The sequence below is a fragment of the Caloramator sp. ALD01 genome, assembly GCF_000472625.1.
Classification (GTDB): domain Bacteria; phylum Bacillota; class Clostridia; order Clostridiales; family Caloramatoraceae; genus Thermobrachium; species Thermobrachium proteoclasticum.
The window spans coordinates 1-24,178 of sequence record NZ_AXAA01000030.1 but is presented as its reverse complement, the minus strand read 5'-3'; the positions used below and the strand labels follow the sequence as shown (position 1 = coordinate 24,178).

General features: G+C 33.0%; 19 protein-coding genes. 1 reads left to right on the top strand and 18 read right to left on the bottom strand.

The features are described from left to right. Positions 1-135: 135 nt before the first annotated feature. Positions 136-1,416, bottom strand: a complete 1,281-nt coding sequence (locus A3M9_RS0110135) for an alpha-amylase family glycosyl hydrolase (RefSeq protein WP_027309122.1) — start codon at positions 1,414-1,416, stop codon at positions 136-138. A gap of 18 nt (positions 1,417-1,434) precedes the next feature. Further along, complete coding sequence (locus A3M9_RS0110130) at positions 1,435-2,550, bottom strand: DUF362 domain-containing protein (RefSeq protein WP_027309121.1); 1,116 nt, start codon at positions 2,548-2,550, stop codon at positions 1,435-1,437. A 288-nt stretch (positions 2,551-2,838) separates the two neighbouring features. Here A3M9_RS0110130 and A3M9_RS0110125 point away from each other — a divergent pair, with 288 nt between their 5' ends. Continuing rightward, entirely contained in the window at positions 2,839-4,158 is a 1,320-nt protein-coding gene (locus tag A3M9_RS0110125; protein ID WP_027309120.1) for an amino acid permease, read from the top strand. Positions 4,159-4,209: 51 nt separating this feature from the next. Here the strand turns inward: A3M9_RS0110125 and A3M9_RS0110120 are convergent, their stop codons facing one another. From A3M9_RS0110120 to A3M9_RS0110045, 16 genes are all read right to left on the bottom strand, one after another. Next, the gene (locus A3M9_RS0110120; protein WP_027309119.1) at positions 4,210-5,892 is read right to left on the bottom strand and encodes a hypothetical protein; all 1,683 of its coding nucleotides are present in this window, start codon (positions 5,890-5,892) and stop codon (positions 4,210-4,212) included. Between the two features lie 137 nt (positions 5,893-6,029). Further along, positions 6,030-7,559 carry a sodium:alanine symporter family protein gene (locus tag A3M9_RS0110115; RefSeq protein ID WP_027309118.1) on the bottom strand — a complete coding sequence of 510 codons (1,530 nt, stop codon included), beginning with the start codon at positions 7,557-7,559 and terminating at the stop codon, positions 6,030-6,032. 12 nt (positions 7,560-7,571) lie between these two features. Next, on the bottom strand, positions 7,572-8,741 hold the full coding sequence (locus A3M9_RS0110110; protein WP_027309117.1) for a MalY/PatB family protein: 1,170 nt from the start codon (positions 8,739-8,741) through the stop codon (positions 7,572-7,574). Positions 8,742-8,883: 142 nt separating this feature from the next. Continuing rightward, positions 8,884-9,198, bottom strand: a complete 315-nt coding sequence (locus A3M9_RS0110105) for a cupin domain-containing protein (protein WP_027309116.1) — start codon at positions 9,196-9,198, stop codon at positions 8,884-8,886. A 167-nt stretch (positions 9,199-9,365) separates the two neighbouring features. Continuing rightward, positions 9,366-10,607, bottom strand: a complete 1,242-nt coding sequence (locus A3M9_RS0110100; RefSeq protein WP_027309115.1) for a uracil-xanthine permease family protein — start codon at positions 10,605-10,607, stop codon at positions 9,366-9,368. Between the two features lie 401 nt (positions 10,608-11,008). Further along, a complete protein-coding gene (locus A3M9_RS13730) occupies positions 11,009-11,641 on the bottom strand; it encodes an ABC transporter ATP-binding protein (protein ID WP_035166375.1) in 633 nt (210 codons plus the stop codon). Positions 11,642-11,646: 5 nt separating this feature from the next. Next, on the bottom strand, positions 11,647-13,278 hold the full coding sequence (locus A3M9_RS0110090; RefSeq protein WP_027309114.1) for an iron ABC transporter permease: 1,632 nt from the start codon (positions 13,276-13,278) through the stop codon (positions 11,647-11,649). 29 nt (positions 13,279-13,307) lie between these two features. Next, a complete protein-coding gene (locus tag A3M9_RS13725; protein WP_242826202.1) occupies positions 13,308-14,390 on the bottom strand; it encodes a Fe(3+) ABC transporter substrate-binding protein in 1,083 nt (360 codons plus the stop codon). 203 nt (positions 14,391-14,593) lie between these two features. After that, positions 14,594-16,024, bottom strand: a complete 1,431-nt coding sequence (locus A3M9_RS0110080) for an MFS transporter (RefSeq protein ID WP_027309113.1) — start codon at positions 16,022-16,024, stop codon at positions 14,594-14,596. A 176-nt stretch (positions 16,025-16,200) separates the two neighbouring features. Further along, positions 16,201-16,920 carry a sulfite exporter TauE/SafE family protein gene (locus A3M9_RS0110075; protein ID WP_027309112.1) on the bottom strand — a complete coding sequence of 240 codons (720 nt, stop codon included), beginning with the start codon at positions 16,918-16,920 and terminating at the stop codon, positions 16,201-16,203. Beyond that, positions 16,910-18,952 (bottom strand): alpha-glucosidase, encoded by a 2,043-nt coding sequence (locus tag A3M9_RS0110070; protein WP_027309111.1) that lies wholly within the window; start codon positions 18,950-18,952, stop codon positions 16,910-16,912. The genes A3M9_RS0110075 and A3M9_RS0110070 overlap by 11 nt, the downstream gene beginning before the upstream one ends. A gap of 166 nt (positions 18,953-19,118) precedes the next feature. Further along, a complete protein-coding gene (locus tag A3M9_RS0110065; protein WP_027309110.1) occupies positions 19,119-19,781 on the bottom strand; it encodes a DUF4867 family protein in 663 nt (220 codons plus the stop codon). Between the two features lie 9 nt (positions 19,782-19,790). After that, positions 19,791-21,107: an L-fucose/L-arabinose isomerase family protein gene (locus A3M9_RS0110060; protein ID WP_027309109.1), complete on the bottom strand. Its 1,317-nt coding sequence runs from the start codon at positions 21,105-21,107 to the stop codon at positions 19,791-19,793. Next, positions 21,097-21,978: an NAD(P)-dependent oxidoreductase gene (locus A3M9_RS0110055; RefSeq protein ID WP_027309108.1), complete on the bottom strand. Its 882-nt coding sequence runs from the start codon at positions 21,976-21,978 to the stop codon at positions 21,097-21,099. The genes A3M9_RS0110060 and A3M9_RS0110055 overlap by 11 nt, the downstream gene beginning before the upstream one ends. A gap of 2 nt (positions 21,979-21,980) precedes the next feature. After that, complete coding sequence (locus tag A3M9_RS0110050) at positions 21,981-22,646, bottom strand: transaldolase family protein (RefSeq protein ID WP_027309107.1); 666 nt, start codon at positions 22,644-22,646, stop codon at positions 21,981-21,983. A 122-nt stretch (positions 22,647-22,768) separates the two neighbouring features. Beyond that, a complete protein-coding gene (locus A3M9_RS0110045; protein WP_027309106.1) occupies positions 22,769-23,989 on the bottom strand; it encodes an ROK family transcriptional regulator in 1,221 nt (406 codons plus the stop codon). Positions 23,990-24,178 lie beyond the last annotated feature (189 nt).

Here is a 24,178-nt window from a genome sequence, read left to right as displayed (position 1 = left end):
TGGGTGGGAGACCTCCGAAAAAATCAAATTATTTTTAAAAACATACTATATATAGTTGCGCATATTATCTTTTATTCACTATATATAGTGGTGACAATTTTTAAGGTATCATTTTTTCGGAGCTCTTGGTGGCACTCATATGATTATCGCCTTATCCTTTAGTTCCACTTTGCCGTCTTTAACAACAACATCTTCTCCATCAATAAGATTTTTATATATACCATCTTCTAAATCAACCTTTACAAAGCCCTTGTTTAACTCAACGTTGAATATACCAACTAATTTTTCATCTCCCATTTTATATGATGCAACTATAACATTGTTATCATCACAATCTATTTGGTAAAATCCCTTTACCATAATCTCCTTCTTTTTTATATTAGCAAGAGCCTTCATATATTCAACAAATTCTTCCTTCATACTACTCCAGTTTACCTTATCTATATCAAATAGGCTTGGGGTGTTATCATCCTGTGCTTCTTGTCCTGCATAGATTAAGGTTGCACCCTTTTGGAAGTATAAAAATGCTGTCCATATCTTAAGCTTTGTCTCATCTGGTATTAACTTCTTTGCCCTTGGCTGGTCGTGGTTCTCTAAAAATCTAAGCTTTACATAGTTGTTTGGATATATAGCCTCCTGAAGCTTTACCCTATTTATGTAATCCCTTAGGGTATTTTCACCCTTAAAATATCCTACATATACATCATTTACATCGTAGTCATAACATATATCAAAGGCTTGATAAACTTCACTATCTGAAAGCCCAACAAATCCATTCTCCCTCATTGCCAAAATAAAACTTAAATGAACACTCTCTGCAAGCCATATTACATCCTCTTTAACCTTTGCTACCTCTTCCCTTGCCTTTAGCCAAAATTCAAGTGGGATAAGTGGTGCGACGTCACATCTAAATCCATCTACACCTAAACTTGCCCAGTATTTTAATGTTTCTATTTGATAGTCCCAAAGTTCTCTATTGTTATAGTCTAAATCAACTATGTCTGTCCAGTCTCCTACCTTATTTCCCATTTTTCCGTCCTTTTTTCTATAGAAAAACTCAGGATGGTTTTCTACAAGGTATGAATCCGGTGATGTGTGATTGTAAACAACATCTATCATAACCTTCATACCTAATCTGTGTATCTTGTCTACTAATCTTTTAAAGTCCTCAAGCGTTCCATATTCAGGGTTTATAGCCCTATAATCCTTAATTGCGTATGGGCAGCCCAAACTTCCCTTTTTGTTTTTAACCCCAATTGGATGAATAGGCATAAACCAAATTATATCTGTTCCTAAGGATTTTATCCTTTCTAAATCCTCTTCCACATCCTTAAAAGTTCCATTTTTACCGTGATTTCTTACATATACAGAATAAATAATCTTATTTCTTAAAGTTATGTCAGTAGTCTTTGCCATAACAGTTCCCCCTTAAAGTCACACTTTAATTAATTCATACTCCATACTACCTATTCCTATATTTTGTGCGTGCTCAAGACATACTCTCCAATCTGTTTTTCCGTGAATTGCTGTAAACTTATCTTCAATATGGCAGTCGCAATCGTTATGGTCGTGAATTGCAGATCCTGTAATTGCTGGTGCACTATTTACCATATCAACACAAGCCTTATCAAGTGCAACAGGGTCAAAGGATGCTGCTATACCTATGTTTGGAACAATTGGCATATCATTATTGGACCAGCAGTCGCAATTTGGGGAAACATCCATAATGAAGTTTATATGAAAATGTGGTTTATCCTTTATAACTGCCATTGTGTATTCTGCTATCTTTTCACTTGCAATAGATGCTGCCTCATCCCAGTTAACCTGTGCAGCATTAAATTGACAAACTGCAATACATTGTCCACATCCAACACACTTATCATAATCTATAACTGCCACCTTGTTTTGATTCAAGAAGATTGCATCGTGGGCACAGCTCTTTATACACATTCTACATCCTACACAGTTTTTCTCTGCTATTTTAGGTTTTGATGATGAGTGCATAAATAGCTTGCCGCCTCTTGAACCTGAACCCATACCTAAATTCTTAAGTGCACCACCAAAGCCTGTCATTTCGTGACCTTTAAAGTGATTCATTGAAATTATAATATCTGCATCTGCAATGGCTGAACCAATTTTTGCTGCCTTTGTATGTTTTAAGTTAACTTCAACTTCTCTATACTCTGTTCCCTTAAGCCCATCTGCAATTATAACTTGGCAGCCAACTGTTAGTGGATTAAACCCATTTTCATAGGCAGCATCTAAATGATCAAGGGCATTATGTCTTCTTCCTGTGTATAGGGTATTTGCATCTGTCAAAAATGGCTTTCCACCAAGCCCCTTTATTATCTTAACTATCTTTGCTGCATAGTTTGGTCTTATGTATGCAAGGTTTCCTGGTTCTCCAAAGTGTATCTTTATAGCTACATATTTTTCCTTAAAATCTATATTTTCTATTCCAGCAGCTTTTACAAGCTTTTCAAGCTTGTCAAGCATATTAAATCCTGGTCTTGTTCTTAAATCTGTAAAATAAACCTTTGACTTCTCCATAGTTTACCTCCTCAAACAGTAATTTCTTAAATTATTATAACACATTTATTTATATTAAAATATTTAAATACAACTAAATATTGTATAAATTTGATTGGGCATATTTTATTATAATAGATATTTTTAACTATAATTATACTTTTTATGTTATATTCTCAAATTATTTTCTATAATTTCTATAAATTACTTTGTATAATTATAAATTTTTTATTGACTTTTATCTAAATTATTCGTATAGTTTTATTTGTGCTTTTTAAAGCAAAAATATAGATAAAAGAGGTGGAGTTAGTGGAAAAGGAACTAAAAAGAGAATTAGGACTGCTTCCTGCAACTGCTATAGTTGTTGGAAATATGATAGGTTCAGGTATATTTATGGCACCACAAGGTCTTGCAGCAGCATCTAATCCAAAGACAACAATATTTGCTTGGATTATAACTGCACTTGGTTCTATGCTTCTTGCATTAAGTTTTGCAAACCTTGGGGTTAAAATGCCAAAAACAGGTGGGCCTATAGTTTATACAAGAGAGGCTTTTGGAGAATTCCCTGCCTTCCTTATTGCTTGGACCTACTGGATAGGTTCTTGGGTTGGAAATGCAGCAATTATTACTGCATTTATGAATTATCTATCCTATTTCTTCCCTGTATTTAGCCAAAGTAAACCATTAGCGTTTTTAACTTCATCACTAATACTTTGGGCTTTAACCTATATAAACTATAGGGGAGTTAAAGAAGCAGGAATAGTAAGTATGATTACAACAGTGCTAAAGATTTTACCTCTAATAATATTTGCAATAATTGCACTAACTCACTTTAATATATCATACTTCAACACTGTTTCTTCAAAGGAAGTTTCAGGTCTTTCAACACTACCTGCTGCAATTGCAATAACTCTTTGGTCCTTTGTTGGACTTGAAAGTGCAACAATCCCAGCAGGAGAAATAAAGAATCCTGAAAGAAATATTAAACTTAGCACAATTTATGGAACGCTTATAACTGTTGCAATATATCTTGCTATATCAATACTTGCAATAGGAGCTATGCCTCAAGATATGCTTGCAAATTCAAATGCACCACTTGCTGATATTATAAACTATGCGACAGGACAAAAGTGGGGTGGAACACTTATTGCCTTAGGTGCTGTTATTTCAACTTTAGGTGCAACTTCAGGCTGGATTTTAATTACTGCAAGAAGTTCCTTTGCAGCGGCAGAGGACAAGATGTTCCCAAAGGTGTTTGCAAAGGTTCATTCAAAGTATAATACTCCTTCTGCATCACTTATAATAAGTGGTATAGCTGCAAACATTCTGCTTGTTATGAACTATGTATCAAGCTTAACTTCAGCCTTTAACTTTATGCTACTTCTTGCAACACTTTCATTCCTACCTGCATACTCATTTACAGCAGCAGCAGAGATACTGCTTCTTAAAAATAAGGATAAAAACTTTAACTTAATAAACTTCATAAAGAGCTCCTTTATATCAATCCTTGCCTTTGCATATTCGATATATGCTATCTACGGAACAGGTGCAGAGGTTGTTATGTATGGATTTATACTAATGCTTATTGGAATTCCTTTTTATGTATATCAGAAGATACAAAATAGATAAAGCGAAGCACTTAGGATTTTATCCTAAGTGCTCGCTTTTATATTATATATTTCATACTTTATGTTCAGTTGATACCTTACCCTTGTAAATCTTCCTTCTTTTAAATTTAAAGGCCTTGAAGTAGTAAAAGACTGTTGTGCCAATTAATGCAAAGATAAAAACAAAATAAATATATGTATAAATTTTAACTGTATCTATATTTGATACATCCCTACACTGGCTATATATAAACCCGTGAGCTACACCAAAAACGATAGCTATCATTACATATTTTATAGCCGATAAACATCCATTTCCTGAACTTTCCACAGTTTTAACATCAACAGTAAAGGGCATTTTAATCTCCATATCGTTTACATAAATTAAACACATAAATATCATCATTATTATAGCAACAATGTATTCTAAAATACCTATATACTTAAAAATAATTGAAAATATCAATAATGCTAATATAAATATAGGCATTATAAAGTTTATAAATACAGCCTTTATAGCTCCCTTTACAATAGGTTCTACATCTTCTATTGGTAAAACTTCGTATATGTATGCTGCCTTAAAGCTACTTGTGTATGCAATAAATTGAGGTTGTGTTGATAAAAATACAATAATACCATATACTGCAAAAAACCACGAAACTATATCTTGTTCTTTCCCACTTAAAACATCCCTTATCAATGGTGCTACAAATATAAAAGCAGTTGAAAGTCCTGTAATCATCTTCTGTTTAAGCATCCTATCTCTTTTAAACATAGCCTTTGAAAATATGTAGGAGCTCTTTTCTACAGGGTCTTTTATTATCAAATCCACAAGCTTTCCATTTTTGATTACAGACTGGCTCTTATTTCCCATATCAAATTTATATAGATTTTTTTCAAGTTCAACTAATAGATATTTCTGTGTTATTATAAAAAACAAAATAGTTGCTAAGCTACCTAATATAAAAGCAATTAAACGTTTTATACTAAATTCTCCTAATAGCAGATTAAATACTCCTGAATACCAGGTGGATGGTAGAATAAATATTGCCTTTGAATTTTGTAGAACATTGGAAGAACGTTGTATTATATCTGCACCAAATTGATAAAAAAGAATACTTCCTAATAGAAAGACTATTTGAAAATAATTTACTATATCCTTTAGTTTTTCACCGTCATAGTGTTTAAGTATCAATGAGTATATCAATATAGTTAGTGAAAGTGAAAACATAAGAATTAAAGGGGTTACTATGAGCATACCAATTATGTATTTATAACCAAAGATATAAGTTCCAATTGAAGTTGGTAATATTATAGTCATAATCAAAATTGAGATTAGATATATAGTTACATATGTACCTCTGACCGAAGATAAAGTATTCATATCTATAGGCATTGCACCTAATATGTTTTTATCGGATGTACTTAGTATTACTGTACTAAAATCGTGTACAAGACTTAAAAATATAAGAATCATTATAACTGCAATTGAAAGGTTAGAAACTAATTCAATACTATGTAATGTAAAGGCTATCGATGGGGCTAAACCAAATAAAATAACCCCAAGTATAAAGGATATTATTTGAGATTTTTTGCTTTCACCCTCCACCTTGTAGTCTTTATATAGAGAAGTTCTTGCACGCCTATCATTTTTAAATTTAATCTCTAATATTCTATAAAGCGTTTCAAAATCCACCTTTAAATAATTGAATATAAATTTAAATTTTCCAAGTAGTTTAAGCAGTAAAAATTCCATCTAAATCTCCTCTCCTTATTTATACAATAATATTTAATATTACCATAAAATACTATATAAATAAATAAGAAGAAGGTAAAATTTTATATATGCTTATCAATAAAGGTCGCCCAAATTTATGGGCGACCTTAAATAGCCTATTTCCACACATCTGTTTCTACTCCAATGTCCTTTGAAACAAACCTTCCACCTTCATTTTTCTCATAATGTTTTAAAGTATCTACCACAAGTTTAGAAGCCACAAGCAGTATTGGTACGTTAGCAAACACAACCATTATATTTACAAAATCAGATATATACCATAGGTTTCCAAGTTCAAGACCTGCAAGAACAGTTAATACTCCAAATGGAACAAAGAAGAAGGCTCCTAATGCACGAATAAAGTTTATAAATTTGCTGCTCTTTGTTATAAAGTTGCCAGATATTTCGGCAAAAAGTATTAGTCCTATTAATGTTGTAAAGGCAAATAATGCATAGCATAGTGAAAGTATACTTTGAACAGCAGAATCTAAAGATGTTCCTGGAATAAGGTATTTTACAGATTCCATATAAACTGTTATTTTTGAATTTCTAATCGACTCCCAAGCAACTCCTGCTTCACCTGTCCAAAGATGTGCCATTACAACTAAAAATCCTGTTAATGTGCATATAACCATTGTATCAAGGAAAACACCTATAATCTGAACAAATCCCTGTTCTGCTGGGTGCTTGTTTTCAGATACTGCTGCTGCCATTGTTATTGTACCTTGACCTGCCTCATTTGACATAAGCCCCCTCTTTACACCTTGAGATAGTGCAATTCCAAAAACTCCACCGAAAACAGCCTCTACTTTAAAGGCTCCAACAAAAACCTCTTTAAAGAAGTAAGGGATTAGCTTTATATTTACTAAAACTATTATTATAACAATTGCAAAATATATAACAGCCATTATTGGAACCAAATAATCTGTAACCTTTGTAACACGTCTTAACCCACCAAATACGATAATTATAACTGATATTGTTAATATTATTCCTATTGCATAGTAAACTGTTGATTGGCGTCCGTGGGTAACACCAGTTAATGTATCTACCGCTGAACCTAATGCTGTAAAGAGATGGAAGGTTTGACCTGGAACACAAAACAGTGCGTATATTATAAATATAACTGATAAAAATACTCCAACCCATCTTCTGTTTCCAAATATCTTCATACCGTAGAAGGGAAGCCCTCCAACAAATTCCTTATCCTTCTTCTCTTTAAAGAGTTGTGCAAGCACAGCTTCAGCAAAGGCAAGAGACATACCAAAGAAGGCTGATACCCACATCCAAAATAGTGCACCAGGTCCTCCAACCGATACCGCACCTGTAACTCCCATAATGTTGCCTGGGCCTATACGCATAGCAGAACTTAAAAGGAATGCTGCAAGAGGGCTTATTCCTGTTTTGGCTGCTCTTTGTTCTGTTAGTATTTTTAATCCTGTTTTAAACCTCTTAATCTGTACAAAACCCGTTCTAATTGTAAAGTATATACCAGAACCTATTAGAAGTAGAATTGCAAAGGTAAATTTACCAAGTACAGGAATGTTTGAATACCACTTATAGTTAGTTGGGAAGTCCCATAGGAAATCTGTGATTGGTACTATGAATTCAAAGAATTTATTAATGGAATCAAAAAAGGCATTCATATTTAACCTCCATTAATTAAATGCTTTACTTATTCTTATTAATGCCTCCTTAAGTATATATCTTGGACAAGCGATATTAATTCTTTGAAACCCCCTCCCTTCTTCTCCAAATATTAGTCCCTCCTGAAGTGCCACCTTTGCCTTCTCTTGAAGAATTGTTGATATTTCTTTATCTGAAAGTTTAAAATCCCTAAAATCAAGCCATACAAGATAGGTTCCCTCTGGTTTTATTATTTTTATCTTTGGGATGTTTTCTTTTATATATTTTTCAAGGAAATTGTAGTTTTCCTCTAAATAATCTATTAACGCATTAAGCCAACTCTCCCCTTTTGTATATGCAGCCTCAATCGCCACAAGACTAAAGGCATTGTTTCTCCTTATATCAAGAACTGCAAGTTCATCTTGGAAGGCTTCTAACTCTTCTTTTCTTGGAAACTGTACAAAGGATGCCTGTAAACCTGCAATATTAAAGGTCTTTGTTGGTGAAAAGCAGGTTATAGTAATATCTTCAACCTCTTTAGATATGGAGGCAAAGGGGGTAAACTTATAGTTTTTATATACAATATCTCTCCATATTTCATCTGAAATAACTCTAACATTGTATTTTAAACATATTTCAGCAATTCTTGTAAGCTCCTCTTTTGTCCAAACTCTTCCAACAGGATTATGGGGATTACATAATATAAACCATTTTAAATCTGGGTCTTTACACTTTTCTTCAAAGTCATCAAAGTCAATTATGTATCTACCATCAACCTGCTTTAGTGGATTTGTTATAAGAGTTCTTTTATTCTTTTTTACTACACTACTAAAGGGAGCATATACTGGTGGCTGGATTAATATTTTTTCATTTTCCCTTGTGAAAAGACGTATTATAAGTGATATAGATGGAATTACTCCTGGGGAATGTATTAAGGTATTAGGTTGTATTTCATATCCATACCTTCTTTTTGTCCATTCACAGGCACTTTCGTAATAGGAACTTGGTCTATAAACATACCCAAATATCCTCTGTTCAAGTTTTTCCTTCATTGCATCATATATTTCTGGTGCAACTTCAAAATCCATATCTGCAACCCAAAGGGGAAGTAGGTCATTTGAGCCATAGTGCTTATCCATTTCACTCCATTTTGCCGAATGATTTTTGCTTCTATCTATCTTTTTATCAAAATTGTACTCCATAAAAATCCTCCTACTCTTTTTTTTATGTTGATGTCTTTAAAAACTATGCTTTAATAAAATATATTCATATTTAATAAATAAGATACTGACTAAAATAGACCATAGTAATATTTCATTCATTACTATGGCCTATTTTATATAATTATTTTGTTGGTGCTGGAGCCTTTACAACAATTAATTCTAAAACTTCATCGTGCTTATTACCAACATTCATCTTTGTATTAACAGGTATTTTAAGCACAGTTCCCTGTTTGTATTCGTGAACTTCCTGTTCGTTTAGTCCTATCGATAGTATTCCTCTTAAAACTGTCATATAAACATTTGAATTTGAGTAGTGCTCTGGTAGTCCCTCATCTTTATTAAAAACCATATGGATATAATTTATATTTTCATCCATAATAACCCTCTCGACTATTTTTTCATTTCCAAGTGTCAATTGAAATACCTTTTCAACCATATTAGATTCCTCCCTATTCTTTTTTATTTACATTATCACAACCTCATATATTCTCTCTATGATATAAATCACAATTTTATTAATTTATTATTTATTGATTATGTCAAAATAAAAACCGTAGGAACTTAATACATTCCTACGGTTATAGTATTGCCTATATTTCATTATTATCTTCTATTTAACACTGCATTTACAACAACACCTACTATTGCTGCAAAGCTTAATCCTGATATACTTACTGTTTTTGTTACTGGAATTCCTATGTTTATTCCTGTATAGGTTGGCATAAGTCCTAAGACTAAAACTGTTGCCATAACTATTATATTCTTCACATTAAACTCAACCTTGCTATTCTTTATAGTTTGAACTCCAATTAGGGCTATCATTGAGTATAGCATAAAGCTTATTCCGCCCATAACTGGTACAGGTATAGTCTTTAAAAATCCTCCAACCTTTCCTACAAACCCTAATACCATTGCAAAGGCTGCTGTCATTCTTAAAATTGATGGGTCATAGTTTTTAGTTATTGCAAGTACACCTGTATTTTCTCCGTATGTTGTGTTTGCAGGCCCACCAATTAGCCCTGCCACCATTGTTGCAAGTCCGTCTCCAAGAAGTGTTCTATTAAGTCCTGGATCCTTTATAAAATCCTGTCCTACAACTTCACCATTTGTTGTTATATCTCCTATGTGTTCCATAAACACTGCAAGTACAACTGGTGCTATTATTGCAATTGCTGCTATATCAAACTTTGGAAGAGTGAAGTTTGGCACTGCGAAAAGTGGTGATGTTTTAACTGCTGCTGTATCAACTATTCCTAATCCTACTGATAGGATATACCCAACAGTTACACCTATTATTATTGATAATTGCTTTATAAGTCCTTTACCTAAAACTGTAACTGATACTGCAGTTAAAAGCGTAATTATTGATACTGTATAATTTGTCTTTGCACTGCCATATGCAACTGGAACTAAGTTTAAACCTATTACCATTATCATTGGTCCTACAACCTGTGCAGGAAGTACCCTTCTTATTTTTTCAACTCCTATCTTTTCAACAAGGAAGGATACAAGTACATATATTAAACCTGCTACTACTATTCCACCTTGTGCATATCTTAAGTCTCCATTATATGCTTGTTTTACTGCAAGTATTCCTGGAATAAATGCGAAGGATGAACCTAAGAAAACTGGTACCTTTTTCTTTGTGCAGAAGTGGAAAATCATTGTTCCAAGACCTGCTGAGAAGATTGCAACTGATGGGTCAAGCCCCGTTAGAATTGGAACCAACACAGTTGCTCCAAACATTGCAATTAAGTGTTGAATTGCAAGGATAACCCTCTTTACCTTTTCCCAAGTTGATACCTCTTGAACTCTTAATTCCTTTGCTAAAATTTCTTGCGCCATTATAAAACCTCCTCCTTTTTCAGCCTCTCAGGACTGATTTAAAAGTTTTTAGACATAAAAAAACTTCTTACCTTGCTGGTAAGAAGTTTTGAACGCACTTATATATATAGTATTCCTACGTACTCCTAACATCTTACCAGCCTCACGGGACTGATTTAAAGACCACATTCATTTTCTTAATTATACCACGCTCAATATTATATTGCAACTATTTTTTGAGTGCCACCAGGTGAAATGTGACATTTTCTATATATTGTATTATAAAGGTATAAAAATTACTCCACCTTGTGATAAAAACTATTACATTTTAGACGCATATATCACAAGGAAGGAGTATATAACTTCGACAGAATTTTTATTTCATAATTTAATAATTTGGCAATTTAAACATATGATACTGACTACAGACTAACTATTCTATCAGCTACATCCTTTGCATCCTCTATATCGTGGGTAACAAATATGGAGGTTGTATTTGATTTTTTAAGAATTTCTTTAATTTCATTTCTTATCCTTTTTCTAAGAGCTGCATCTAAATTGCTAAAGGGTTCATCTAACAATAAAAGAGATGGTTTAGGAGCAAGTGCCCTTGCTATTGCTATTCTTTGTTGTTGTCCGCCACTTAACTCGTGTGGATATCTTTTTTTATATTCCTTCATATCCACTAGCTCTAAAACTTCATCTAATATCCGTTTCCTTTCATTTTTATCTACATTCCCAACCCCAAACAAAACATTCTTCTCAACAGTCATATGAGGGAAAAGTGCATAGTCCTGAAACACCATTCCTATTCCTCTTTTTTCAGGCTCAATAAATATGTCTTTATTAAATAAAGTTCTATTATCAACTATAATCTCGCCCATATTGGGTATCTCAAGCCCTGATATAAGCCTAAGTATGGTACTTTTACCACTTCCACTTGGGCCAAGTAATGCAACTATCTCTCCCCTTTCAATCTCTAAATTAAAGTTTTTTATCTGATAATCCTTAGCATTTTTATATTTAAAACTTAAATTTTTTATAACAACATACATAAAATCTACTCCTTATCAACCCTATTTATAAAACTTATTGCAACTATACTAATTAATATAATTATAATTGCTGGAACAGCTGCCTCTTGAAGCATCTCATCTGCTGCATAGTCAAAGGTTCTTGTGGCTAATGTATTAAAATTAAATGGTCTTAAAAGAAGTGTTAAAGGAAGTTCCTTTATAATATCAATAAAAACTAATACAATACTACTTATTATCGCAGGTTTTAACATAGGTATATCTACTTTTAAAAAGGTCTTAAAGGTATTTTTTCCAAGTAGCCTTGAGACCTCAAAAAACTTTTTACCCATTTTTTCATATCCAGACTCTATTGCTTGATATGAAACCCCTAAAAACCTTATAACATAGGCAAAAAAAAGCATAAATATACTAGTTGATAAAACAAGTGTCTTGGAGTTTGGATTTATTATTAAATAAAACCATTTTAAATTTCTATCTATATTAACAAACAAAAGTATCACAGAAATTGCAATAACTGCTGCTGGTATTGAGTATCCTACCATTGTTATTTTTGAAATTATTTTAGAGCTGATGCCTTCATTTATTCTGCAATAATTTCCTATAATCAATGCAATTATTGTTATAACAACTGCTGCTAAAATAGATAGAGCCAATGTATTTAACGACATCTTAATAAAAGACATATTTAAAACCCTTTTATATGTTAAAGATGCAAAACAAGTAAGCTGCAAAGTTGGAATTAGAAATGATAATAAAAATATTATTGTAAAAAAGCCTACAACTAAATTCCTTTTAACACCTGTTAGTCTCTTTCTTGAAACAGGTTTTATTTTAGTATTACTATAACTATATTTTCTTCTTCCCCTCATAAACTTTTCAAATAAAATTACAAATACAACACCAACCATAAGTATTGCTGCAATTCTAACCGAAGACTCAACATCTCCAAGGGAAAACCATGTTTTAAATATTGCTGTTGTAAATGTCTGAACTCCAAAATATGAAACAACACCATAGTCACTTAATACCTCAAGTGCCACAAGTGTAGCACCACTTACTATAGCAACCCTTGATATAGGTACTATAACTTTAAAAAATATTGATACATTTCCCTTTCCAAGAAGTCTTGCACTTTCCACAAGTGTTGCCGACTGTTTTTCTAAAAAGGATTTTGTAATTAAATAGACATATGGAAATAAAAATATAGTTAATATAAATATAGCTCCTTTAAGGGACATTATATTAAAGTATTTTTGATTAACCACAATATCAAATCTATTTCGAAGTGTAGACTGTATTATACCTGTATAACTTAAAAGTCCATTGTATGTGTAGGCACCTATATAGGGTGGTATAGCCATAGGAAGCACTAACACCCATTTAAAAAATCTTCTAAGGGGGAATTCATAAAATGTTACAAAGTAGGCAGATAAAACACCAATAATAGTTGTAAATAAAACAACTGCAACAGTGAGTTTTACACTATCTGTGATATATGCCTTCAGCATATACTGTTTAATATGAGCCCAGTTTTCATTTGCAGGTTTTATTAAGTTTAGAACTATTTCTATACTTGGTAATAAAATCAATATTACCATCACATACGTTATTAAAGACCATCCATTAAAATGCTTTTTAAATTTTACCTTTTGCATATCCAACACCCTTTTTATAAATTAAGGCCCTAAATTAGGGCCTTTATATTACTTCCAACCAACTTCATTGAATATCTCAACAGCGTGTTTGTTATGTTCTCCAAGCTTTGATATTTCAATATTTTGTCTCTTGAAATCTCCCAAGATTTTAACAGCTCTGCTGCTTCAACCTTTGGATTTGCTGGATATTCATAATTTGCTTCTGCAAATTGTTTTTGAGCTTCTTCTGAAGTTAAAAATTCAATTAGCTTTATTGCATTTTCCTTATTTTTTGAAGCCTTTGTTAATCCTGCACCACTTATGTTTATATGTGTTCCTGTAGTTTGCTGATTTGGGAAAAACACTCCAACCTTCTTTGCTGCATTAACCTCCTCTTGGTCTTGTGAATTTAACATTTTTCCAATGTAGTATGTGTTTACAATAGCAACATCTCCAACACCTGCTGCAACTGCCTTAACTTGGTCTCTATCGTTTCCTTGTGGTTCTCTTGCAAAGTTTTGAACAAGTCCCTTTGCCCATTCCTTAGCCTTTTCTTTTCCATTTATCTCTATCATTGAAGCAAGTAATGATTGATTATATATGTTTGTTGATGACCTTGTTAAAACCTTTCCCTTCCACTTTGCATCAGTTAATGCTTCATAAGTTGAAAGGTCGCTTGGATTTACCCTATCCTTTGCATAAACTATAACTCTTGCTCTAACTGTAAGTGCAGTCCAAGTGTTATCCTTATCTCTTAAATTTTGTGGAATATTATTGTTAACTATATCTGAATTAAAAGATTGTAAAAGCCCCTGTTCCTTTGCCTTATGTAGTCTTCCTGCATCTGCTGTAATTAATATGTCTGCCTGAGTATCTTGTCCTTCTCTTGAAAGCCTTTCTATAAGTTCATCTGATTTACCTTCAACTACATTAACCTTTATACCTGTCTTTTTAGTGAATTCTTCGTAAAGTTTTTTGTCTGTATCATAATGTCTGTCTGAATATACATTTACAACCTGTTCCTTTTGTTGTGCTGGTGCTTTTTCTCCAGTAGTCTTTGCACAACCTGCAAATATTGATGCTGATAGTAATAGCGCTGATGTTATTGAAAGTAATTTGATCTTCTTGTTCATATTGAACCTCCTTATTGAAATTATATTTTATTTGAGAACAATTATCAATTTCATTATATGGGACATATTTAAAGTTGTCAATATGAAATTATAAAAAAATACCTAAGAAAAATATGGTATCTGTTTATTGAGTACACCATATTTCCTTAGGTATAATATTACATATTTTGGATAATGTCACATTTCACCTGGGTGGCACTTTTTTAGCACCATAGGTTGTTATAGTCTATACCTGTTAGCTCTTTGCATATTTTTCTAGTCTCCTCTTTTGCATCCTCCTTCTTTCCACCCTTTTTTAATCTTTCTATTTCGTTTTGAAGTATTTTGTGTCGCTCTTGTGTCATAGCGTATTTGCTTGCAAAGTATAAGGTTAGTAGTATAAATATTATTGGAACGATGCTAAATAGTACTTTTATACCAATTATTGTTGATGGTGACTGTTCTACAAGTTCTCCAACTACAGCAGGCCTCTTATAACCAATAATTTGAAGCATAAATCCAATAAAAGCAATAGTTATACCATTGGCAAGCTTTCTTAAGAGGGTTGCCATTCCTGCATAAACGCCTTCTCTTCTCTTTTTGGTTATTATTTCATCTACATCTGCAATTTCAGGAAGAATTGACCAAGGAACTAATACTGATACAGATGTTCCAAACCCACTTAAAGCTGCAACTAAATATACTAAAAACTTTGGTGAAGATGGGTTTAAGAAAATTGAAGTTATAAGTGCAATTATCCACATTGTAAATCCAAACTTTAAAGGTGTAGTTTTTGTGTATTTCTTTGCAACCTTTATATTTATTGGCATAACAATTAGTTGAGTTACTAAGAGAGTTCCAAGTACAATCGGAAATTCACTTGGTCTTTTGATACAGCTTGTTAGGTAATATATAAACAATGTCGTTAGGAAATCAACTGCAGTTTGGCAGCTTATGAATATACCAGAATATATTCTAAAGGATCTATTTCTAAAAACCTGCATAAGCTCCTTAAAAGGGTTTTCATTACTAACAAGGTGTTCTTTTTCCTCATAAGTTCCTTTAAATACAATAAACCAAGGAAGTGAATAAAGCACTGCAAAGGCTATACCCATAACCATATAACCTGTTTTAACACTTGTACCAAAGCTATTTACTATTATTTTAGGAACAACTCCTGCAAGTATTGCTGAGGTAATTGAAAAAATAAGCCTTACTCCTGTGTATGAGGTTCTTTCTTGATAGTCCTTAACCATTTCTGGAAGAATTGAGTTGTATGGTATCATAACCATTGTAAAGGCAGTATTAAAAAGTAGATACACAAATAGATAATAAGCAAAGAGGTAGTTTTTATTTATTCCAAAGGAATACCACATCAGAGAAAAACTTATGAAGATAGGAAGTGAACCAAATAAAAAGTATACTCTTCTTCTGCCATACTTAGATTTTGTTCTGTCTGATAAAACACCCATAAGTGGATCAGATACTGCATCCCAAATCTTTCCTATAAGCATTATAATTCCTGCAAGGGCTGGATTTATGAGTTCAACATCTGTTAAATAGTTTAAAAATAAAAGGCTTATTAATAAAAATGCTCCTCCACCAAATATATCCCCACAACCATACATCAACTTCCTTTTAAAATCTTTTTCCATAATCCCCCTCCTAAAACGTTTTCTATTGGCCACAAAATTAATCTATTTAAATGTACTTACATAATTAGACCCATATAAAATTTTGATTTTACAAGTGAAACAATCTAAAGTTTCATTCTCCTACTTATAAAATCAAAAGACGGTAACCCATTAATTACCGTCTTTACTTAAATGTCTTATTTAATTAATATGCTTAATCCTGATATAAATAGAAGAATATATGTTATCCTCATAAAAACATTTTGATCCATTTTTTTATAAAGCACTTCTCCTAAGGTCATACCAAACCCAAGTGCCATTATGCTTGGTATTAAAAATCCCATAACCTCTCTATTAAACTGTCCTGATGTAATTCCTTTTATTAATATTAGTCCATTTAATATAATCCAAACTAAAGATAACGTTGCCCTAAAGGTTGCCTTATCCTTTAATTTGTATGTTGCATATATAACAACAAGAGGGCCTCCAACAACAAACATTCCGTGTATTATACCTGCAAGTAAAAGTATTGCCGATGATACTATTTTGCTTTTAATTTGGGTTTTGTTCTTTTGTAAAACACCCCTAAGCGAAACAAATAGTATAAATATACCTAAAATCTTTAAAAGGATAGTCGGACTATACATTGAATATATTTTCATACCAATAAAAAGACCTATTAGCATAAGAATAATTATCTTTAAAAATTCTCCCCAGCATATGTCTTTATAGGACCTTGCAACTATCCATATCGATGCAAGCATACCTAAAAGGTTTAATATCTGCTTTGAATTATCAATGCCTATTAATAAAATGGAAAAGGGCATTGCAAGTATAGTACCTGCAAACCCTGTAATTCCTTGAATTGTATTGCTTATTAGTATGATTAAAAATAAAAGTATAAGTTTAGCTGCCATAATCATCCTTAACCATCTCTTTAAATAGTTTTGTTACTTCTTCAAATAAATCTCTATACTCTGAAGACCTTCTATAAAATACAGCTGGTTTTCCAAAGGGAACATCCACTTCAACGTATCCACCCCTAAACTCTTGTCCTGTTGGCATATGTATCCACTCATCTTGGGGCAAATATACACTCCATCTGCTCACTCCTTCTTTATATACAGGTGCAACTAATATATCTTTTCCATACATATATTGGTATTGAATATCATAGGTATTTTTATCATCCTCATAGTGCATAAATAGTGGCCTTTGAACTGGTATTCCCTCTTCTGTATTTTGTTTTACTAAATCCTTTAGGTATGGTGAAAGCTTTACATATACACTTGTCATAAGTGCTAAATGCTCTAATGCACCGTCATCATCATAAACTTGGAAGTTTTCATCTGGTCTGTTGCCTTCGTGGGTTCTCATAACAGGAGTAAAGGCTGCCATCTCGGCCCATCTTAAGAAAAGTTCCTTTGTTCTTTTAAGGCCAAATAATGATGTATATCCACCTATATCACTATGATGCAGACCATTTCCCATCATTCCGCTTGATAGTGCACCTGGTATTACAGATGCAAGTCCATCGTGAATAGAAAAATCTACGCTTTGGTCTCCTGCCCAAAGTAATGTGCAGTATCTTTGAACACCTGTAAAACCAGCCCTCATAAAGAATAGAATTTCACCTAATTTACCTGTTTCCTTAAGTGCCTCGTAGTTGCACCTTGCCCATATTGTTGGCCAAGCATTGTGCATAATCTCAGCAGATACTCCATTGTATAGTTTACAATCAGTTGGGAGGTATTCACCAAAATCCGCCATCCAGCCATCTAATCCAAATTCAATAAGGTTCTTCTTTATCACGGCCTTATACCATTCGAAGGCCTCAGGCTTTGTAAAATCAACTATTCCACAATAAAACTCTCCAAAATCCACAAGATAGTCCTCACCGTTTAGTTTTGTTGCCAAATATCCCTTTTCATATGCTTCTTTATAAAGGTCTCCTTCTTTTATTAAATATGGATTTATATATCCTAAAAATCTTATGCCCTTGTCCTTAAGTTCCCATATCTTCTTATCCAATTCAGGATACATTTGAGGGTTCCATTTCCAGTTCCAGAATAATCTCTTTCCAAAGGAGGTTATTTTTCTTCCCTGCCAGTCCTGACACCAAAGCCCGCTTAACTTGACTCCCTTTTCTAACGCTTTATTCATTTTTTCTAAGGCCCTATCTGTTCCTCCTTGAACTCCTAAAATTAGTCCATTATAAACCCATTCTGGTAAAAGGGGCTGTCTTCCAAAGAAACTACTTATTTTTGATACCAATTCTATAAATGTTTCTGCCGTCTCAAACATAATGTATTTTGGTATACTCCAAACTTCAAGTTCGTGATAATATTTATTTTTAAAATTAAAATCCATATATGCACTGCTTTCAAGATGACAGTAGTATTTCCTCGTTGAAACAAACGTTGGCTGAGGGTAATTTGTATTGTAGTAGTCTCCTCCTGCCTTTCCCATTACATCTGCCATCCAGGTAATATATGTGCTTTTATCTCGTCCGACCCCAGGTTCTGATGTCCAAAGGGGGAAGTTTCTCCCCCTAAGGTTAAAGTAGGACATCTGTTCCCCACAGCCGTAAACCTTTTCATCCTCATCGGCATCAATTCTAATCCAGTATCTATTTATAGTGCCTGTGCTTCTTTCAAATTCAATGTAGAGCCTATCTTCCATCTCTTTTACACATAGGCTTAAGCTGTAACCATCATTGCTATATAAATCTATATATACCTTTTCACTGTCTTTTTTTATATTAAAATGTTTTAGGGGTACTCTTGAAATCTTATAATCTTGTATTTTGAAATTTCCTCTATACATCTCTATTTCTGCCTCACCATATCCTACATAAAAGGCAGGTTTAGAGAAGGTATGAGTTAGTAGGTTTCTGCCATTATACTCTATTAAAAATCCTTCTTTATTTTCCTGAACCTTGAATGTCATAAAATTCACCCCACATTATGCCTTAACGGATTCTCCAGTTACATTCTTTACATAACCTGCATATTTCTTATTCCATCTGTCTAAACTCAACTTAATTAATATTAGTGCAACTACTGTTACAATAAGTAGTGCTGTCCAGAATGTTGAACCTATTCCATTAACAATACTATATTTTTAATTCATAATTCATACCAACAAGCCCTCTGTGGGCTCCCCTGTTTATTAAATCCTGCCTATCCCCGTGTGCTATTATCCATTTATTTTTCATAAAAAGCAGTCTCTCTTCTCCTACCCCCTCTCCAAATTTTGTTATTGGTGTGTTTGTTCCTTTTGGCAAAATTACAACACACTTAAAACCATCGTCACTAACCCTGCAGGGTGCAAAGTGCATTGTAGTTGAATATATCTCTACTGCCGTACCCTTTGGTAGATAAAATGCCTTTACATTGCGTGTGTCTAAATTCAGCCCATCCATATCAAAAACCCTTGAAAGAAATAGCACCAAATCAGTTACTGCTACGTTTACCTCGCTTCCCTTATGGTATTCAAGGGCATTTAGCCTTGAGTTATTTCCATTGCAGTAACCTATTTGTATATCCATAAAACCATATACACCCTCTTGTATTTTATCCTTTATATTTAAAACCTCCATCTCCTCACAGGAGGCTACGTATATATTTCCTTCACTTGGAACGGAGGTTTTTTCATCCATATACCTAATAACCTCGCTAAAATCATACCCCTCTAAAACTCTACCATATTCCTTAAATTCTTTATCATAGACACTATATATATTAAAATCGTTTTTATTCTTTAACTCATATAACATATTATCCCCTCACTCTATAACTTCAAAGCCTTGAAGATTAGCAAACTTTTTAAATACATCAACATAATCTCCATAAACCATTGCAACGTGGTGTGCTATTCCCTTTGATGTAACTGTATTTAAAATATCCTTTATATGTTTATCAAATTTAACCTTTGCATATGTTCCCTTAAGTTCCTTCTCCATTGGGATAGCCTGTCCTCTTTCTACAAATACCCTTGTCTTACCTCTTGCAGAATCTATACGCATTATGGTTATTTCACCTGACTTCATTACAAAATCTGCTGTTACTCCCTTTCCTCCTGCAAAGTATGTATCAAGGCTTCTTACACTCTTTCCATCCCAAAGCCCTGCTGGTGCCACCCCACAGTGCCACATAAGTGCATAATCTTCTTCTAAATTCACCTGTGAAAGGTCTGCTAAGAAGGGTTTATCTCCTCCTGCCGCCTTTATTGCATACATAGAAAGTGCTGCTTCAACATCTCCCTCACAGGCTGTTATATATCCCATATCTTGAAGTATGGACATTGCTGCACAGGGTGAAATTCCATAGGTCGCTGCAAACTCTGGCCAGCACCTCACAGCAATTGCATCTAAGCTATTGTTACTCATAAACTTCTTTGCCGACTCAACAAGATATGCAACCTTTTTAACCTGTTCCTCTGTAACACCTGAACAATCAAATATATCCTTTACGTTTTCGATAGCATCTTCAAGCTCTTCTTTATCTACCTTATTTGAATACATATCAGCAATTTCATAGTGATCTACTAAAACCCCTGTATTTTTATAGGTTGAAAGAGGTTCTGTTCCTAAGTTAAAAAATCCGTGGGCATTATAACCTACCAACCCTATATGTGAACTTTCAAGAGATTTCTTCATCCTAAGTGCATCTATCCACTTACTATCTATTGTATCAGATACTATACACATAAAATTGTCACATCCTGACTTGTATAAATTTGATGCATTTAAATTTACACCGCAAACTGAATTTAGCCTTATTTTTCCTCCATTATATGGAAGTTCATTGAATGCCCAAAGCAGGATAGGTTTCCTTATTTCTTTATTTAAAATAAGTGCTAAGTGTCCAAGATGGAAGGTTCCACTTATTATTACAAGCCCATCTACTCCAAAGGATGATATTCTCTGTGCTGCTTTTTTTGCATCCTCTATTTCTATAACCAAATCCTCTATAAAACACCATTCAACATTTTCTATTTTCTTTAAATCCTCCATCTTTCCTTTATAAATTTCAAAGGCTGCATTATAATCAAAGGTTTTTCTTGCAAGACAAACAACGCCTATTTTTACATTATGCTTCATTTTCCTCACCGTCCCCCACTTCATTTGATACAATTAAATAAGTTGCTGAAAAATCCTTATCAGAATAATTTTCTACAGCCCTATCATAGATATCCTTTACAAGATTAAATCCTTTTAGATTAAGACCTAAATTCTTCATCATATTAAAGGCAATATTTACGTCCTTATGCATATTCGCAACCGAAAAGGCTGTTGTAAAATCCTTATTTATAATCGCCTTATGCTTTGTATCTAAATAAAAGTTTTGTCCACCCCCATAGGAAATAGCATCAACCACATCATTTAAGTTCATTCCAAGGCTCTTTGCAAAAACAAACATTTCATTTACGCTATTTTGTATCTGAGCAACCAACATATTGTGAATTATTTTCATATTAAGCCCCATTCCATTGCTACCAAGATATATAATATTACTTCCCATACAGCTAAGATAATGTTTTACCCGCTCATAAGCCTCTTTGTCTCCGCCTACATATATACCTAAAGTACCTGAAATTGCAGCTGCCTTTGATTTTACAACCGGTGCATCAAGCATAACTGCCCCTTTGTTTTGTACTTCCTTTGCAATCTCCATTGATACATCTGGCTCGATTGTGCTCATATCAACCCAAATTTGTCCTTCTCTTAAATGAGGAATAAGTTCCTTTGCTACCATTCTTACGTGTTCACTCTTTGGAACCATAGAAAAAATTACATCACAGTTTTTGGCTATATACTCAATACCTTGTGCTGCTTTTGCACCCTTGTCTACAAGCTTTTCAATTTTAGATTTATCAACATCATATACATAAACTGTTTGTCCACTCTTTTTAATTAGATTTTCACTCATTGACTCTCCCATTATCCCCAGCCCAATAAAACCTATACTCAAGCTTATTCCCCCTTTTCTGTGTTGTCCCAAGCATCCTTAAATATGTTTAATCCATAATCTGTAAATGGGTGATAGAAGCTTTCTTTATAGACTGCAAAACCACAGGTTACTATATCTGCTCCCATCTTTGCTGCATCGACTATTTGTTTACCATTTCTTACTGCTGCAACAATAATCTCTGTTTTAAAATTGAAGTTTCTATAAATATCCACTATATCTTTAATATACTGAAATGTATCTTCGCCTGAACTTTCCTTCCAACCTATAAATGGAGAAACAAATTTTGCACCTATTCTTCCAGCTTGAATTGCCTGTGATGGAGTAAAGACTAATGTAACGTTTGTTCTAATTCCCATCTCCTCAAGGCTCTTTGCTGCAATAAGTCCTTGTTCTGTACAAGGGATTTTTATAACAAAGTTTTTACTAAATTTTGCAATCCCTTTAGCCTCCTCTATCATTTCCTTTGAATCTATAATATGCGGATTTATTTCAACTGATATAGGGAAGTCCTTGCCTTCAAATTCCTCTGCAAGTTCCTTTATAACTGTTAAAAATGGTTTTCCACTTGCCTGTATGTGCCTTGGATTTGTGGTAACACCGTCTATCCCCCAATTTTTATAGGCATATCTTATTTCCTCTATCTTTGCACTGTCTAAAAAGTATTTCATAACAACCCCTCCAATTGATTAATTATGTTAATTAATTAATTCTATTATAAATTATATTTCTATACTCTTCAATAATATTCTCAATTTTCTTGAAATTTTAATTAATAAAAAAAGTAGGTACTTTATAGATACCCACCATTAGATATAAATCTATCTACAACTATTGATATTGGCCCTATTTTTTCTAATTGTCCATTATTTTGGCTTCTCTGCAGTTTTTCTATTACTGCATCATCCTTTATCTTCTCTACAAAAATATTTTTTATCTTTTCTATTATTATGTCCTTTTCAAACATAGAACCATAAAGGATTATTCTGCTTGGATCAAGTAAACTTATATAATTTTCAAGGGATAAGCAGAAATAATATAGGGCTTCATCAACTATTTCTACAACTAAATCATCCTTTAATTCATATGCCATCAACACAGTATCCTTGTTTATATCATTAATATTTCCCGATGTTATTTCATATAAAATTGGAGTATTATCTTTACTATATATTTTTTGTAGTCTATCACCTACGGCCCACATTGACGCTATTGTTTCAAGACAACCTTGTTTTCCACATCTACACTCTAAACCATCAGGATAAACTATTGTATGCCCTATTTCTCCAGCTTTGTTATTGTTACCTGAATATATCTTATTATCTATTATTATAGCCGAACCCACTCCAAATCCATATTTTATAAATAGTAGGCTCTCATTATTGCTGTTATACTTTGAAGATAATATTTCACCCAAAGCAAGTGTCCTTACATTATTATCAATATACACCTTCATATTAAGTCTCTTTTCTAATTCTTCCTTTATAGGTACATTTTTTTCTATTATTCCAAAGGAATTTTTACTAACCCCTAAAGTAGAATCAACTTCTCCAATGACTCCAACACCTACACCTAATATATCTTTTCTTTCTATTGAATTTCTATTTAAAATTATACTTATGCCATCTTTTATAATTTCTATTACTTTTCTATACCCAACACCTTTTTGAACAGGAACTCTATATACATCAACTATATCCAAATTAAGTCTTCCTAATGTTATTATTATATCTGGCTGCTCAATACAAACCCCTATTACATATTTGTATTTATAGTTTATATCTATATTTATTTCCTTTCTACCTGCTCTTTTTGTATCCTCAACCTCACCAGTTTCCACAATTAAACCCTCTTCTATCATTTCCTTTACATTAACAGTAATTGCAGCCGACGTTAATCCAATAAGTTCTGCTATTTTCTTCCTTGACATTTGCCCATTATTGTATAAAATCTTTAGGATTTCACCCCTATTTATAATTTTTATACTCTCCATATTTCTCCCCTTTATGTCCATAGCTCTCCTCCCCTATAAGTCAATTCATTGAATAAAAAATGTCACATTTCACATGGGTGGGAAACCTCCGAAAAAATCAAATCATTTTCAAAAGTATACTATATATAGCAGCACAAATTATCTCTTATACACTATATATAGTGGTGACATTTTTTAAGGTATCATTTTTTCGGAGCTCTTGGTGGCACT